This is a genomic window from Pseudomonas sp. PS01303, from assembly GCF_029959385.1.
Lineage (GTDB): Bacteria > Pseudomonadota > Gammaproteobacteria > Pseudomonadales > Pseudomonadaceae > Aquipseudomonas > Aquipseudomonas rustica.
In genome coordinates, this window is record NZ_JASCPK010000027.1 from 1 (window position 1) to 14,736 (window position 14,736).

Annotated in this window: 14 protein-coding genes; 6 read left to right on the forward strand and 8 right to left on the reverse strand. The window is 59.6% G+C overall.

What is annotated here, in order from left to right; translation table 11 throughout:
- Nucleotides 1-169 precede the first annotated feature (169 nt).
- Complete coding sequence (locus QMX93_RS10790) at nucleotides 170-1,060, forward strand: formate/nitrite transporter family protein (RefSeq protein WP_053124651.1); 891 nt, start codon at nucleotides 170-172, stop codon at nucleotides 1,058-1,060.
- On the opposite strand, the gene QMX93_RS10795 is transcribed toward QMX93_RS10790, so the two are convergent.
- A complete protein-coding gene (locus QMX93_RS10795; RefSeq protein ID WP_282355566.1) occupies nucleotides 1,027-1,923 on the reverse strand; it encodes a LysR substrate-binding domain-containing protein in 897 nt (298 codons plus the stop codon). The genes QMX93_RS10790 and QMX93_RS10795 overlap by 34 nt on opposite strands.
- Before the next feature lie 112 nt (nucleotides 1,924-2,035).
- On the opposite strand from QMX93_RS10795, the gene QMX93_RS10800 reads away from it, so the two are divergent.
- Both QMX93_RS10800 and QMX93_RS10805 read left to right on the forward strand, forming a co-directional pair.
- Nucleotides 2,036-2,452, forward strand: a complete 417-nt coding sequence (locus tag QMX93_RS10800; RefSeq protein WP_282355569.1) for a VOC family protein — start codon at nucleotides 2,036-2,038, stop codon at nucleotides 2,450-2,452.
- Complete coding sequence (locus QMX93_RS10805; RefSeq protein WP_282355570.1) at nucleotides 2,439-3,737, forward strand: amidase; 1,299 nt, start codon at nucleotides 2,439-2,441, stop codon at nucleotides 3,735-3,737. Before QMX93_RS10800 ends, QMX93_RS10805 begins: the two co-directional genes overlap by 14 nt.
- Nucleotides 3,738-3,741: 4 nt before the next feature.
- Here the strand turns inward: QMX93_RS10805 and QMX93_RS10810 are convergent, their stop codons facing one another.
- Both QMX93_RS10810 and QMX93_RS10815 read right to left on the reverse strand, forming a co-directional pair.
- A complete protein-coding gene (locus tag QMX93_RS10810; RefSeq protein ID WP_282355573.1) occupies nucleotides 3,742-5,004 on the reverse strand; it encodes a sodium:proton antiporter in 1,263 nt (420 codons plus the stop codon).
- Between the two features lie 238 nt (nucleotides 5,005-5,242).
- Nucleotides 5,243-6,412: an MFS transporter gene (locus QMX93_RS10815; RefSeq protein WP_282355575.1), complete on the reverse strand. Its 1,170-nt coding sequence runs from the start codon at nucleotides 6,410-6,412 to the stop codon at nucleotides 5,243-5,245.
- 313 nt (nucleotides 6,413-6,725) lie between these two features.
- Here QMX93_RS10815 and QMX93_RS10820 point away from each other — a divergent pair, with 313 nt between their 5' ends.
- On the forward strand, nucleotides 6,726-7,559 hold the full coding sequence (locus QMX93_RS10820; RefSeq protein WP_159811858.1) for an EamA family transporter: 834 nt from the start codon (nucleotides 6,726-6,728) through the stop codon (nucleotides 7,557-7,559).
- A gap of 39 nt (nucleotides 7,560-7,598) precedes the next feature.
- Nucleotides 7,599-7,982 carry an MAPEG family protein gene (locus QMX93_RS10825; protein ID WP_053124636.1) on the forward strand — a complete coding sequence of 128 codons (384 nt, stop codon included), beginning with the start codon at nucleotides 7,599-7,601 and terminating at the stop codon, nucleotides 7,980-7,982.
- 120 nt (nucleotides 7,983-8,102) lie between these two features.
- Here the strand turns inward: QMX93_RS10825 and QMX93_RS10830 are convergent, their stop codons facing one another.
- Nucleotides 8,103-9,281 (reverse strand): murein transglycosylase A, encoded by a 1,179-nt coding sequence (locus QMX93_RS10830; RefSeq protein ID WP_282355581.1) that lies wholly within the window; start codon nucleotides 9,279-9,281, stop codon nucleotides 8,103-8,105.
- Nucleotides 9,282-9,408: 127 nt separating this feature from the next.
- On the opposite strand from QMX93_RS10830, the gene QMX93_RS10835 reads away from it, so the two are divergent.
- On the forward strand, nucleotides 9,409-9,858 hold the full coding sequence (locus tag QMX93_RS10835; RefSeq protein WP_212545058.1) for a cytochrome c: 450 nt from the start codon (nucleotides 9,409-9,411) through the stop codon (nucleotides 9,856-9,858).
- A 167-nt stretch (nucleotides 9,859-10,025) separates the two neighbouring features.
- Here the strand turns inward: QMX93_RS10835 and QMX93_RS10840 are convergent, their stop codons facing one another.
- The 4 genes from QMX93_RS10840 to QMX93_RS10855 form a co-directional block, all read right to left on the reverse strand.
- Nucleotides 10,026-10,421 carry a DUF1090 domain-containing protein gene (locus QMX93_RS10840; protein WP_159811855.1) on the reverse strand — a complete coding sequence of 132 codons (396 nt, stop codon included), beginning with the start codon at nucleotides 10,419-10,421 and terminating at the stop codon, nucleotides 10,026-10,028.
- 97 nt (nucleotides 10,422-10,518) lie between these two features.
- Nucleotides 10,519-12,195, reverse strand: a complete 1,677-nt coding sequence (gene ligB, locus QMX93_RS10845; protein WP_282355589.1) for an NAD-dependent DNA ligase LigB — start codon at nucleotides 12,193-12,195, stop codon at nucleotides 10,519-10,521.
- A gap of 261 nt (nucleotides 12,196-12,456) precedes the next feature.
- A complete protein-coding gene (metK, locus tag QMX93_RS10850; protein WP_053124627.1) occupies nucleotides 12,457-13,647 on the reverse strand; it encodes a methionine adenosyltransferase in 1,191 nt (396 codons plus the stop codon).
- An 18-nt stretch (nucleotides 13,648-13,665) separates the two neighbouring features.
- The gene (locus tag QMX93_RS10855) at nucleotides 13,666-14,661 is read right to left on the reverse strand and encodes a metalloregulator ArsR/SmtB family transcription factor (protein WP_016987232.1); all 996 of its coding nucleotides are present in this window, start codon (nucleotides 14,659-14,661) and stop codon (nucleotides 13,666-13,668) included.
- Nucleotides 14,662-14,736: the final 75 nt, after the last annotated feature.

The following is a 14,736-nucleotide window of genomic DNA, read 5'->3' on the forward strand; positions in this document are numbered from 1 at the left end:
GAGCTGCCGAAGGCTGCGATCTTTTGATCTTGTTTTATAGAGGCAAGATCAAAAGATCGCAGCCTTCGGCAGCTCCTACATGTCCGACGCAGGATTTGCGTGGCGCCTACAGAACGTATTCCAAGCCGCGAGGGTCGTAGCTAAACACCACCCCCACGGTTCCCACGCCATGACCACCCCTACCGACGGCAAGACCCCCGATCTCTCGGCCAAAGAACAGCACGAAGTCGAGAAAAACCAGCCGCCCCGCGCGGCCGTTCTGCATGAAATCATCCGCTCGCAAGGCGATCAGGAGCTGGAGCGCAGCATCGCCGCACTCTGGTGGTCGGCGCTGGCGGCCGGGTTGACCATGGGCCTGTCGCTGATGGGCATGGGCCTGCTCAACTCGCGCCTGCCCGACGGTGACGAATTCAAAGTGATCGCCAGTTTCGGCTACTGCGCCGGTTTCCTCGCGGTGATCCTCGCCCGCCAGCAACTGTTCACCGAAAATACCCTGACCGCCGTGCTGCCGGTCATGACCAAACCGACCCTTCAAAACTTCGGCCGGCTGATTCGTCTGTGGACGGTGGTGCTGGTCGGCAACCTCTGCGGCACGATTCTGGTGGCGTACGTGATGCTCGAACTGCCGATCTTCGACACCAAGACCGATCACGCCTTCCTCGAAATTGGCCGCAAGGTCATGGAAAACCACGCCAGCCAGATGTTCGCCAAAGGCATCGTCTCCGGCTGGATGATCGCCACCATGGTCTGGATGATCCCGTCCATGGAGAGCGCGAAGATGTGGATCATCATCCTCATCACCTACCTGATGGCGCTCGGCGACTTCACCCACATCGTCGTCGGTTCGGCGGAGGTTTCGTACCTGGTGTTTGCCGGCGAGTTGCCGTGGAGTGATTTCTGGATGGTCTTCGCCGGGCCGACGCTGGCGGGGAATATCATCGGCGGCAGTTTTATCTTTGCGTTGATCAGCCACGCGCAGATTCGCAGTGAGAGCGGGACGCCGAAATCCAGCGGCCCTGATGAGGATCAAGGCGAGTCGAAGAAGGATTCCGAGCGATGAGGCGTGGTCGTTGAAAGTGCCGCGCACAAAGCGCTGATCATGTTTGGCCGATCGGTCTGGGCCGGGCTGATCAGCGCGATCTCGCGGTCATAGCGATCATTGCCAATCTGGCTCACTGCGCATTGATGGCCCCATTGCTCAAAACCGGACCAATAGGGCACGAGGCTCACACCCATGCCGCCCGTGACGAGCATGGCAATGGTCTCCAGCGCATCCAGATCGACCATCGGTGTCGGCTTCAATCCTTGATCCGCCAGATATTGCTCGGCGTAGCGTCCGCCCCAGGCGTCCGGGTCGTAACGGATGTAGGGCTGGCTCATGAGTTGCGCAGGGATGCTGATCGAGGACTTTTCTTTCGACAGAAACACCAGCGGTTCCTTGCGCAGGGACACCGCTTGCAGGGCTTTGGGCAATTCGAACGGCGGAGCGACGAGGATCGCCGCGTCCACCTCGCCTGAGAGAAGTGCCTGATACAGCGATCGCGATGTTCCCGGCACGATCACCGGCGTCAAACCCGGCGCCGACACGGTCAGCGCGCGCAATGCTTCCGGCATCAGCCCGGTCAGAACCGTGGAAATCGCGCCGATTCGCAACTGTCCGGTCAGCCCCGCGCCGTCAGCGTCTCCCGCCAATAAGGCCACTTCACGGACGATACCTCTGGCTCTGGGCAACAGACCGAGACAGGCCTGACTCGGCTTAGCGGCATGCCCGACGCGGGATAACAGCTCAAAACCGAGTTGCCGTTCGAGCGCGAGAATGCGCTGGCTGATTGCGGCGGCCGTCAGTCCTTCAATTCGCGCAGCATGGGCGATCGAGCCGCATTCGACGACGGTGATCAGGCTCTTTAAATATCGCGTGTCCATAAGAAATGCTTTCGATAGCAGTAAGAATTACAGGCTATCTCTTTTGATCCAAACCGCACAGTCTTCAAGCATTCCGCTGTTTCCATCGTCCGGTGATCGTCAGGAGTTCTTTATGCAGTCGATTTTTCATCTCGCTATGCACGTCCGCGATTTGCAGGTTTCCCGCGATTTTTATGGAGGTTTGCTGGGGTGTAAAGAAGGTCGCAGTACCGAGACGTGGGTCGATTTCGATTTTTTCGGCCATCAATTGTCGTTGCACTTGGGCGAACCCTTTGCGGTCAGCAACACCGGGAAAGTCGGCGAGCATGACGTGCCGATGCCCCATCTCGGCGTGATCCTAGAGATGTTGGACTGGGTTGCGTTGAAGGAGCGCTTGATCGAAAGCCAGGTGCAATTTGTGCTTCGTCCACACATTCGTTTTCCCGGAGAGCCTGGTGAGCAAGCCACGATGTTTTTTCTGGATCCTGCCGGCAATCCGATTGAGATAAAGGGCTTCACTGACTTGCAGGGTGTTTATGCACAATTTTGATCAGGCTGATGCCTCCGCCATTGCCGAAAGCGTGCGCTGCGCTGACGTGGGTGCGGAGACCGTTGCCGAGTATTTTCTTGAATGCGTCGATACGCGCGAGCCCATCATAAAAGCGTTTGTTTCGTTCGACCCGGAAGAGGTACGCCGCCAGGCTCGCCAACTGCAGAACGGTCACGCGAAAGGCTTGCTGGCGGGTGTGCCGGTGGGGGTCAAGGACATTTATGACACCGTGGATCATCCGACCCGTTTCTACTCGCCGATCTATGAGGACAATCGTCCTTCGCGTGATGCCCATGTCGTCGCACTGCTGCGCCAGGCCGGGGCGGTGATCATGGGCAAGACCCACACCACCGAATTCGCTTACATGCACACCGGGCCAACTCGCAATCCGCATGATCTCGACAGAACACCCGGAAGCTCTAGTGCCGGCTCGGCAGCGGGGATGGCGGCCGGATTTTTTCCGCTCGCGTTGGGCACGCAGACCGCCGGGTCATTGATCAAGCCAGCATCCTACTGCGGTCTGTATGCGTTCAAACCTTCGTACGGGCTGGTTTCGCTGGAAGGGGTAAAGCCATTGGCGCCGAGTTTCGACACGGTGGGTTGGTATGGCCGCTCGGTGCGCGATCTCGAGCTGATGGCGCAAGTCTTGATCCCCGGTCTCCCGACGCTTGCTCATCAACAGAGCGTTTGCACGTTCGGCTTCTGTCGTACGGCGCGTTGGGATCAGGTTGATGAAGAGGTAGCCACAGCATTGGAAGGCGCTGTTGAGGATTTGCGAATGGCGGGCCATCAAGTCATTGAGGTGGTGCTGCCTGAAGAGTTTGCGTCGGTATTCGATGATCATCTGTTGATCAACGATTGCGAGGGCGCCCGATCACTGGCCAAGGAGCTGCAAGCGCACCCTGACCAACTCAGTGAGGAATTACTGGCGATGATCGAGCGCGCCCGTCTGACGACGTGGGCGCAAGAGTCAGCGGCGAAGAAACGCTTGGCAACGTTAGCCGCGGTGCTGGAGCCGATATTCCAACCGTTCGACGCGGTGCTGGGTGCGAGCTGCGGTATCGTCGCGCCGTTGGGGCTTGGCGCGACGGGGCCATCCGATTTCAGCAAGTTCTGGATAGCGTTTGGCTTACCGCAAATCAACCTTCCTCTCGTCCGCAAGACCGGGGCGTTGCCCATTGGCTTGCAAATGATTGGCGCGTTCAGAGCTGACAGTCATCTGTTACACGCTGCCGGGCAGGTTGAGGCAGTGCTGAGCACTGCCCGCGAGACGGCGCCACGGTGATGCGTCAGTGCACAGATTCAGTCGCCGCTTTCGGCTCATTGCGCGTCGCATGCTTGACCAGTTTGCCGATGGTCAGGCCCTGCAGCAGGATCGACGACAGCACCACGATGTAGGTGATGCTCAGCAGCAAATCGCGCTCCGGCCCCAGCGGCAGGGCCAGCGCCAGTGCCACCGAAACACCGCCGCGCAAACCACCCCAGGTCAGAATGCGGATGGTGCCGGCGGGCACTGTGCGCCAGCGCCGTAGCAGCAGAATCGCCGGAGCGACGGTGAGCAGACGCGACAACAGAATCGCCACCGCCAACACACCGGCCGCGGCCATGTGCAACCAGTTGAACGGCAGCAGCAACAGCTCCATGCCGATCAGCGCGAACAGCAGCGCGTTGAGCATGTCATCGAGCAATTCCCAGAAACCGTCGAGATAACGACGAGTCATTTCGTTCATCGCCAGATTGCGCCCGACGTTGCCGATGATCAGACCGGCGACCACCATCGCGATCGGCGCTGACACATGAATCTCGGTGGCCATCGCCGAACCCCCGATGACCAGCGCCAGCGTCAGCATCACGGTGATCTGGTGCTGCTCGATGCTTTTGATCATCCGATAGACCAGGTAACCGATCAGCCCGCCGAACAGCACACCGCCAATCGCTTCGTGAACGAACAGCATGGCCGTGGCGCTGACGGTCGGGGTTTCGCCGAGTTGGGCGATGCCGAGCAACACGGTGAACACCACAACCGCCGTGCCGTCGTTGAACAGCGACTCGCCGACGATGGTGGTTTTCAGTGGTTTCGAGGCGTTGGCGGTACGCAACACGCCGAGCACCGCGATCGGGTCGGTGGGCGAAATCAGCGCGCCGAACAGCAGGCAGTAAAGGAAACTCACGTGCCAGCCGAACAGGGCAAAGATGTAAAAGGCGAGGCTGCCGATCACCGTGGTGGCGATCAACACACCGAAGGTCGCCAGCAGGCCAATCGGCCAGCGGTAGCTGCGCAAGTCGTTGAGGTTGACGTGCAAGGCGCCGGCGAACAGCAGGAACGAGAGCATCCAGTTCATCAACAGATCGCCGAAGTCGATCTGGCCGATCAGTTGCTGCACGCGTTCTTCAAGACCGGGATAGCCGAGTACGCTCAGGCCTTGCAGGATCAGCGAGAACAGCAGCGCGGTGACCATCACGCCGATGGTCGGCGGCAGTCCGATGAAGCGGAAGTTGACGAAGGTGAGGAGGGTGGTGAGGCAGATGAAAGCGGCGACAAGTTCAAGCATCCGGGGTCCTTTGGATGGAGGGGTTTTTGAGGTGCGGCCATACTTGGGCGCAAGGGTTTGATGGGGTGACAGTGGCTGAGGGCACAAGCTTCCCTCACCCCAGCCCTCTCCCGGAGGGAGAAGGAGCCGATCTTGGTCGAATTCAAATCCTGAGTTCGACTCGAAGTTTCACGTCGGCGTAGCTCGACATTCACCTCGGTCAGTCCCCTCTCCCTCCGGGAGAGGGTTAGGGTGAGGGCTAGCCGGACACATTGACCGCAACCGCACCCCGACGTTGCAGATAAATAAACCAAAGCGCCGTCAGCACCGTCAACCCGCCGACCAGCGCCCCCGTCCACGGCAGATCCGCCAGATCCGCACCGCTGGCCACCACCAGCCCGCCAATCCATGCACCCGCCGCGTTACCCAGATTGAAGGCACTCTGGTTCAACGTCGAACCCAAATTCGGCGCCTCATGCGCCTGATCGATGATCAGCAACTGCAAAATCGGGCACAGCGCAAAAGCGAATATCCCCCACAGCACCAGCGTGATTGCGGCGGGTACCACCGAACGGCTGGTCTGACTGAACGCCGCCAGAATCACCACAACCGCCAGCGCCACACCGACCAGCGAAGGCAACAAACGGCTGTCCGCCAGACGTCCACCGAGCATGCTGCCACCGGTCAAGCCCACGCCGAACAACAGCAACATCACGGTCACGCCATGCGGGCTGACGCCGGTGATGTCCTGCAGGATCGGCGCGATGTAGGTGAACACGCTGAACAGACTGGTCGAGGCCAGCACGCTCATGCCCAGCGCCAGCAGCACATTGACCTTGCCCAGCACTTTGAACTCGCTGGCGAGGTTGGCCTTGTCCATCGGGATGTGTTTCGGCAGCCAGAACCACTGCGCGAGGGCGGCGATGACGCCGATTACCGACACTGCCCAGAACGTCGATCGCCACCCGGCGTACTGGCCGAGCGCTGTGCCCAATGGCACGCCGAGGACGTTGGCCAAAGTCAGGCCGGTGAACATCATCGCAATTGCTTGCGCACGTTTGTTCGGCGCAACGAGCCCGGCGGCAACCACCGAGCCGATGCCGAAAAACGCACCGTGGCACAGCGCCGTGACCACGCGTGCAGCCATCAGCGTCGCGTAGTTCGGGGCGAGGGCGCAGAGGATGTTGCCGAGGATGAACATCAGCGTCATGCCCAGCAATGTCGCTTTGCGCGGCATGTTGGCGGTGCCGATCGCTAGGATCGGCGCGCCGAAAACCACGCCCAGCGCGTACCCGGTGATCAACAAACCAGCGTGGGGAATGCTCACGGCGAGGTCGCGGGCGACGTCGGGCAGCAGGCCCATGATGACGAATTCAGTAGTGCCGATGCCGAACGCGGCAACAGCGAGGGCAAGCAAAGCGAGTGGCATGCGCAAGGTCTCTGTCGGTAGTCTTGACGCTGTGATCAGGCGTACGCAGGCCATCGACCGTTCTCGGAGAGAGGCGGTGCAGGCGGGAATTATTGGAATTTTTCTGTGCGCAACTGAGTGCGGCGTGGTCGCTTGCAGTATAAACAGCTGCTGACACATCGCGAATCAATAATCTGACTATTCGAATTATCGATTTTCACTGTAGGAGCTGCCGCAGGCTGCGATCTTTTGATCTTGCTCTTAAAAATCAGGATCAAAAGATCGCAGCCTTCGGCAGCTCCTACACGGGAATTATAAAAATAAGGAGCAAGACGTGCTGGCGACAGCTTTGGTATTGATGGCGGCGCTGTTGCATGCGACGTGGAATACGTTGATCAAATTCAGCGCCGAGCGGCTGCTGGTGGTGGCGTGCATGGACACCGTGGCGCTGCTGGTCGTCGCCATCGCGTTTCCGTTTGTGAGCCTGCCGCCCATGGAAATCTGGCCATGGATTCTGGCGTCGGCGGCGTTTGAACTGCTCTATCGCTATTTGTTGATTCAAGCGTATCGGGTGGGCGATCTGGGGCTGGTCTATCCACTGATGCGCGGACTGTCGCCGCTGGTGGTGCTGGCGCTGACCCTGATCTTCGCCGGTGAGGTGCTCACCACCCAGCAGATCTTCGGGATCATGCTGATTCCGGTGGGCATGGCCTGCCTGCTTTGGCAGGGCGGTGGTGGCAAGCACTTGCCGTGGTCGATGCTGCCCGTGGTGGCGCTGATTGGCCTGTGCATCGGTTGTTACACCTACATCGATGGCCAGGCGCTGCGGCGCTGGTCGCATCCGCTGGATTATCTGGTCTGGGTCACGCTGCTCAGCGCCTGGCCGTTTCCGTTGCTGGCGTGGGTCGCCAAGCGTCCGGCGTTCATGCTGTTCTGGCGCGAGCAATGGAAGCTCGGTCTGGCGGTGGGCTTCTGCGTGTTGGCCAGCTACGCTCTGGTGCTGTGGGCAATGCAATTGGGCTCGATTGCCGAAGCGGCGGCGTTGCGTGAGATCAGCGTGATCCTGGTGGTGCTGTTCGGTATGCGCTACCTCAAAGAACCTTTTGGCCGACCGCGGCTCTTAGCCTGTGGGCTGGTGCTGATTGGCATGCTGATCATGAAGTTCTGACAGCCCGCGAATTCTATAACTCGAAAAAAGGACGGCGTTATGACGGTGGCTCTGTGGTGTGTGTTGATCGCGATATTTTTGCCGTATGTCTGCACCGGTGTGGCCAAGGCTGTCGGTGGCTACCGGCTGAGTGACAATCATGATCCGCGCGATTTTCTCGAAAGCCTGAATGGTGTGGCTCGGCGGGCGCATGCGGCGCAATTGAACAGCTTTGAAGTGATGCCGGCGTTTGCCGCGGCGGTGCTCGTCGCGCATCTGGTGGGGACTGCGCAGTTGGTGACAGTGAATGTGCTGGCGGTGATGTTTATCACCAGTCGCCTGCTGTACATCATTTGCTATCTGGCCGACTGGGCGATCTTGCGCTCGCTGGTGTGGTTTGTGGGGATGGGGTTGATTGCTTCGTTCTTCTTTGTGTCTGTTTGATTATCGATGTTGCTGATGGCCTCTTCGCGAGCAGGCTCGCTCCCACATGGATGTGCATTCCAACTGTGGGAGCGAGCCTGCTCGCGAAAGCCATTGTTCAAACGACAAAGATCCTAAGGGTTACTTCTTCTCTGTATCCGCCACCTGCGGCACTTGCGGCAGCGGCGCGCCTTTTGGCCAGAGCATCCAGATTTGCCCCTGCTGTTTCATGTCCCCGGCCAGTTGCCCGGCCGCATCGCCTGTGCCCCAGAACAAATCCGCACGCACCTCGCCAGCAATCGCGCCGCCAGTGTCCTGCGCCGCGACCGGGCGAACCAATGCGGTGCCATCCGGGCGCGTGGTCGACAGCCACAACAGACTGCCTAACGGAATCACCTTGCGATCCACCGCCGCGCTATAGCCAGCCGTCAACGGTACGTTCAGCGAACCGCGCGGGCCTTCGTTGCTGTCCGGGTTGCGCGTGAAAAACACGTAGCTCGGGTTGCTGCCCAGCAGTTCCGGGATGCGCGACGGGTTGGCCTTGGCCCAATTGCTGATCGCGCTCATGGTCACGTCTTCTTTCTTCAACTCGCCTTGCTCGACCAGCCAACGACCAATCGGCCGGTACGGATGACCGTTCTGATCGGCGTAAGCAATGCGCAGCTGTTTGCCGTCCTGGGTCTGGATGCGCCCGGAACCCTGAATTTGCAGGAATTGCAGGTTCATCGGATCGGTCAGGTAGGCGACCACGGGGGCTTTCACACCTTTGGCTTCGATGGTCGCGGCGTCGTCGTAAGGTTTGAGCACGCGACCTTCGAGACGACCGCGCAGGCGTTTGCCCTTCAATTCCGGATAGATGCTGTCGAGCGAGACGATGATCATGTCTTCGGGCACGCCGTACACCGGGACATTTGCCACGTCGGTCGGGGTCAGGCTGCCGGGGTAGACCGGCTCGTAGTAACCGGTGATCAAGCCGTTGGGATTGTCGTTTTCAGCGCGCAGGCCGAAGACATCGAGGTTCTGTTTGAGAAAGGCGCGAATCTCGTCGGCGCTCTGCGGCACAGTGGCCGCTGCTGCGCAGGTCGGGCCCCAGACCGTATCAGCCTTGAGTCGGGTGCAGGCGCTGCGCCACGAACCGAAACCTGCCACCAGATCGCTGTCGGACACAACCGGCAGTGCTTCCCACGTGGCGCTGGAGTAAGTGGCCAGTGCGTGGGTTTTCGGCTTGGCAGTCTCGCCACCGGTGCAGCCGGCGAGGATCGCCAGCAGCGGAAGGGTTGCGATCAGTGGGTGACGCCAGGCCTCGAAGCGGCTGTTCATGGAGTAATTCCTGTGCCGGTCGCCCGAATGCTCCATGCGTTCAGACAACCCTTAATTTTAATAGGGCTATTGGTGTTTGTCGGTGACGCGGGGATACTGGCCGCCGATTCCGTGACCTGAAGCCACCATGACTCTTAAAAGACTTTCTGTTGTATTGCTGGCCTGTCTGACCTTGTCCGCCTGTGGCGGTGTCGATCCGAACTCTCCACTGGGTCAACGCAAGGCAATCTTCAAACAAATGCTCAAAACCGGCGAAGACCTCGGTGGCATGTTGCGCGGACGCATTCCGTTCGACGGGCCGAAATTTGCCGAAGGCGCGGTCAAACTCGATGCGCTGTCCCATGAGCCGTGGAAGCATTTCCCGCAGGTGCGCGAAGAAGATCACACCAGCGCCAAGGACGATGTCTGGCAAAAACAGGCGCAGTTTCAGGACATGGCCCGCAAGCTGGAAGCGGCCACCGGTGAATTGGTGATCGCCAGCCAGGTTCAGCCGTACAAGGCCAGTAACCTCGGGCCTGCGGTGCAGAAGGTTGAAGACGCCTGCAGCGCTTGCCATAAACAGTTTCGGGATCATTGATCTTCAAGACTGCTGAGTAACCCTGTGGCGAGGGGATTTATCCCCGTTGGGCTGCGAAGCAGCCCCAAAACCATACAGCCGAGTTTTTTCAGTCAGTCCCGGCCAGCCGGATTTGCGACGGCTTCGCCGCCGAACGGGGATAAATCCCCTCGCCACAAGGCCATCAATTACTTATCGATTTCATCCAGCGCGTCTTGCAGTTCTTTGCGCGACTCGGCGAGTTTGTCTTTGCGCTTGTTGATCTTTTCCGGATCGCCTTTCTTCATCGCCTTGTCGAGATCAGCCTGGCGCTGGCTCACTTCGTGTTTGGCTTCGAGCACTTTATTTTCGCGCTCTTTTTTCAGGCCAGCGTCGGTGCAGTTCTTGGTCACTTCATTCAGTGCAGTTTCCAGACCGGCCTGCTGATCGGCATTGCCACGGGATTTGGCCTGTTCGATCTGGTTCATGATGCCCTGCTTTTTAGCAGCGCAACCGGTCAGGCCCGGGGCGTCTTCGTCAGCCATCACGGGGGCGGCCATTACGCCGCAAAGGGTCAGCAGGGCGAGCGGTGCGAGAAATTTCATAAAAGCTCCATGTGCAAAGGCAATCGGGTCGGTAGGGCACTGCGCTGTTGGAGCGCTTTGCCGGCCGTTGGGTTCCCGGCTTGCGGGGGTTGCGTGTTCAGAAACCGTCGATTGCGGCGGCCTGTAAGGTTTCACTCAGAGCCAGCACTTGCGGGTCGCGAAAGAATGCGCTCAATTGCGCCGCGCGTCCCGGGCCGATACCGGCTTCTGCCTGCCATTGTTCGGTGTCACGTTGTGCCAGCGCCTGCCACGAGTCAGGCAGTTGTGCCTGACCGGTTGGCGGCATGCCCAAAGCTTTCAGCCATTGAGTGAACGGCCGTTGGCGCGCGCTGTTAAAACTGTTGAGCAAACGCGCGCTGCTGCGCTCGCCGAAGCCGGTAATGTTAGCAAGCTCTGGCGCGTCGAGGGTTAACCAATCCAGCAGGTTGTTCACGCGGCGTGTTTCGAGAAGTTTCTCCCAAGTGCCGCGCCCGACATTCTGCATCGCCAATCCTTGCTTGCCACTGAGCCAGGTCAAGCGCGCAAGAAACTGGCTCTCGCAACCGGGGGTGGGTTGCCAGCAGCTCAGCGCGTGGAAGTCGTCGGCGTTGGGGATGTTGAGGGCTGCGCGTTCGGTGGCGCGCAGCACAACGCTATCGAGCCGTGGAATCGTCAGGCCGGCGAGGCTGATTGCCACTTGATCGCCGGGGCGAATGTCCAGGTCTTGCCAGCGTTTGAACGAGCTGGCGCTGACCCGTTTGATTTCGCGGTCATCGAGCATGACGGGTTTGAGTTCGAGCACCGGCGTGATGCGCCCGGTGCGCCCGATCTTGAAGTTGACCTTGCGTACTTCGGCCAGCGCTTGAGCAAAAGGATACTTCCAGGCAATTGCCCAATAGGGAGCGCGCACCTGCCAGCGCTCGGCGGGTGGTCGTTGGCTCTGGCGCAATACCACGCCGTCAGTGGCAAAGGGCAGGGGCGAGCGATACCAGTGATCGCGCCATTTCTGCGCTGCAGCAAAATCGGTGACGGGGTGGCTGTACGGTTCAATTGTGGCGAAACCCAGCGTCGCCAACGTGGCGATTCGCTCGGGCAATTGCGCTGGGCCTTGGGGCCAGTCCCAAACGAACAATCCAATCCCGGAAGCTTGTTCGGCATCCAAAGATTTTCGCCCCATCAGGCCGGCGACGGTGGCGCGCGCGTTAACGCTGCCGGATCGAGCTTGCACGTGTTCGTTCAAGCGCCAGTAGAGTTCGCCCTGCACCAGCAAATCCAAAGGTTGTGACAGGCGTTGCGGGATGGCGTCGATTTTTTGTGCTGAGGCTGTCCAGTCCTGCCCGCTAACCCCGTCGCCACGGCTGATGGCTTGTTGCAAAACGCCCGCGCGATAAATCAGCGTCACGGCGACACCGTCGACTTTGGGTTGAACCCAGACATCCTTGCGATCATGTAGCCACGCACCCACGCCCTCATCTTTGTGGATTTTATCCAGACCGGTATGGGCGATGGGGTGTGCGATTGAGCCCGAAACTGTGCGCAAGGGATTGGGCGGCGAGGGCAGTTTGAAACACGCCCGCCACTCATTCAGTTGCGCAACGGATTGATCGTAGAGTTCGTCGGCAATCAGTGAGCGGCCTTCGCGGTGGTAGGCGTCGTCCCATTGGTTGATCTGTTTTTGCAGGGTGGTGATTTCGCGTTGGGCTTGGGGCCCGGGCCAGTTCGGGCAGGTGGCGTGGGCGCTGAATGTTGCGGGCATCAGCAGGACAATAAATAACAGGCGCAGCGTGGCAAGCATCGTGAGCGTCCTTGCTCGAGGGGAATGATTGAAGGTTAGGCGAAGATATTTACTCTGCCGGGTGGGTGTTTTACGGCTTGTTTCTGTGCAATGAAAAGAGCCCCTCACCCTAGCCCTCTCCCGGGGGGAGAGGGGACTGACCGAGTGGTTTGTTGGATATGCATCGACCTGAACGTTCTGAGTTGAACTCCGGGTTTCAAGCACAAAAAAACCCCGCACGGCGCGAACCGTGCGGGGCTTTTTGTGCCGCCGGGGAAAGTCTTACAGACCAGCAGCAGCGCGCAGGGCGTCGGCGCGGTCGGTTTTTTCCCAGGTGAACGTGGTGAAGGTGTCTTCGCCAACGGTCTTGGTCTCTGGCGTGCGACCGAAGTGGCCGTACGCTGCAGTTTCCTGGTACATCGGGTGCAGCAGATCGAGCATGGTGGTGATTGCGTATGGACGCAGGTCGAACACTTCACGCACCAGTTTGACGATCTTGTCATCGCTGATCTTGCCGGTGCCGAAGGTGTTCAGCGAGATCGAAGTTGGCTGAGCCACACCGATCGCGTAGGAAACCTGAATCTCGCAACGCTCGGCCAGGCCGGCAGCGACGATGTTCTTGGCAACGTAACGGCCAGCGTACGCAGCCGAACGGTCAACCTTCGATGGATCTTTGCCGGAGAAAGCGCCGCCGCCGTGACGGGCCATGCCGCCGTAGCTGTCGACGATGATCTTGCGACCGGTCAGACCGCAGTCACCTACCGGGCCGCCAATGATGAACTGGCCAGTCGGGTTGATGTGGAACTGGGTGTCTTTGCTCAGCAGTTCGGCAGGCAGCACGTGCTTGACGATCAGCTCCATCACGCCTTCGCGCAGGTCTTTGTACGACACTTCAGGGTTGTGCTGGGTCGACAGAACAACCGCGTCGATACCGACAACCTTGCCGCCTTCGTAACGGCAAGTCACTTGCGACTTGGCGTCCGGGCGCAGCCAAGGCAGCAGACCCGATTTACGGGCTTCGGCCTGGCGCTGCACCAACTGGTGCGAGAAGGTGATCGGTGCAGGCATCAAAACGTCGGTTTCGTTGCTGGCGTAGCCGAACATCAGGCCCTGGTCGCCGGCGCCCTGATCTTCAGGCTTGGCACGGTCAACACCTTGGTTGATGTCTGGGGACTGCTTGCCGATGATGTTCATCACGCCGCAGGTCGCGCCGTCGAAGCCGACGTCGGAGCTGTCATAGCCGATGTCGAGAATCACGTTACGCACGATCTCTTCCAGATCGACCCAGGCGCTGGTGGTCACTTCACCGGCAACGATGGCCACGCCAGTCTTGACCAGAGTTTCCACGGCAACGCGTGCGTGTTTGTCCTGGGTAATGATGGCGTCCAGCACCGCATCGGAAATCTGGTCGGCGATTTTGTCCGGATGTCCTTCAGACACGGACTCGGAGGTGAAGAGGGAGTATTCGCTCATCTCGATGTTTTCCTGAATTTACCGATGGTGAGTGTCGCCAGCCGGTCGCTGAAAGTGGCGAACCTGGATCTGGAAACCATTACGTAAGCCTACATAGAGGCTTTCCCCGGGAACGAGTCCCGCAGCGGTGGCCCAACGGGCCAAATCGTCCTGTTCAAACCCCAACCATAGATCACCGCAGGCCTCCCTGGCCCAACTCTGGTTGTGGCTACATAACTCTGTCACGAGCAGACTACCGCCCGGTTGCAGCAGGTCGGCCATGTGCTTGAGCGCATCGGCCGGCGCGGCGAAATGGTGCAAGACCATATTCAGTACAACGCAATCGGCCTGAAGGCTTGTGCCGTTCAATGCATCGGCCAATTGCAGGCTGACGTTAGCCAGCTGTTCACGTTCGCAAACCTGACGCGCCAGTTCGAGCATCGCCGGGCTGTTGTCCAGCGCGGTTACAGTGCCGAAGCGACGCGCCAGTTCCGGCAGAAAAGCACCATCGCCGGGGCCGACTTCAATGGCCGTGGCCGCACCATTGAAGTTCAGTTTGTCGAGCAGGGCCAGCACGCTGTCGCGGTACTGCGGCAGGCCGGCGATCAAGTCTTGCTGGGCGCGAAATTTCTCCGCGACCCGAGCGAAAAAGTCCTGACTGGCCGCGGCACGTTGGCCATGCACCTGTTCGATGCGCGCTTGCACGTCATCAGGCAGATCGAGGTTGTCGACTTCTTCTAACAATGCCGCGTGCAATTTGCCGCCAAGCAATTCGGTGTGGGGCAGGGCGCGGCGATAAAAAATCGCGTTGCCTTCGCGGCGCGTTGCCACCAGATCAGCCTGCGCCAAGACTTTAAGGTGATGACTCATGCCGGACTGACCGATGCCGAAAATCTGCGCCAGCTCCAATACACCAAACGAGTCGTTGGCCAGCGCGCGCAATACATTCAGCCGCAACGGATCGCCGCCGGCCTTGCACAGGGCCGCCAGCTCGTCGCAATCGTCATGGCGAATGGAAGGCACGCGTAAATTCATAGGGCCGCAGTCTAGTGACGGTGAGAATTCCTCGCAAGGCCAATATCAAAAAGTTTTGATATTGCTCGATCAATG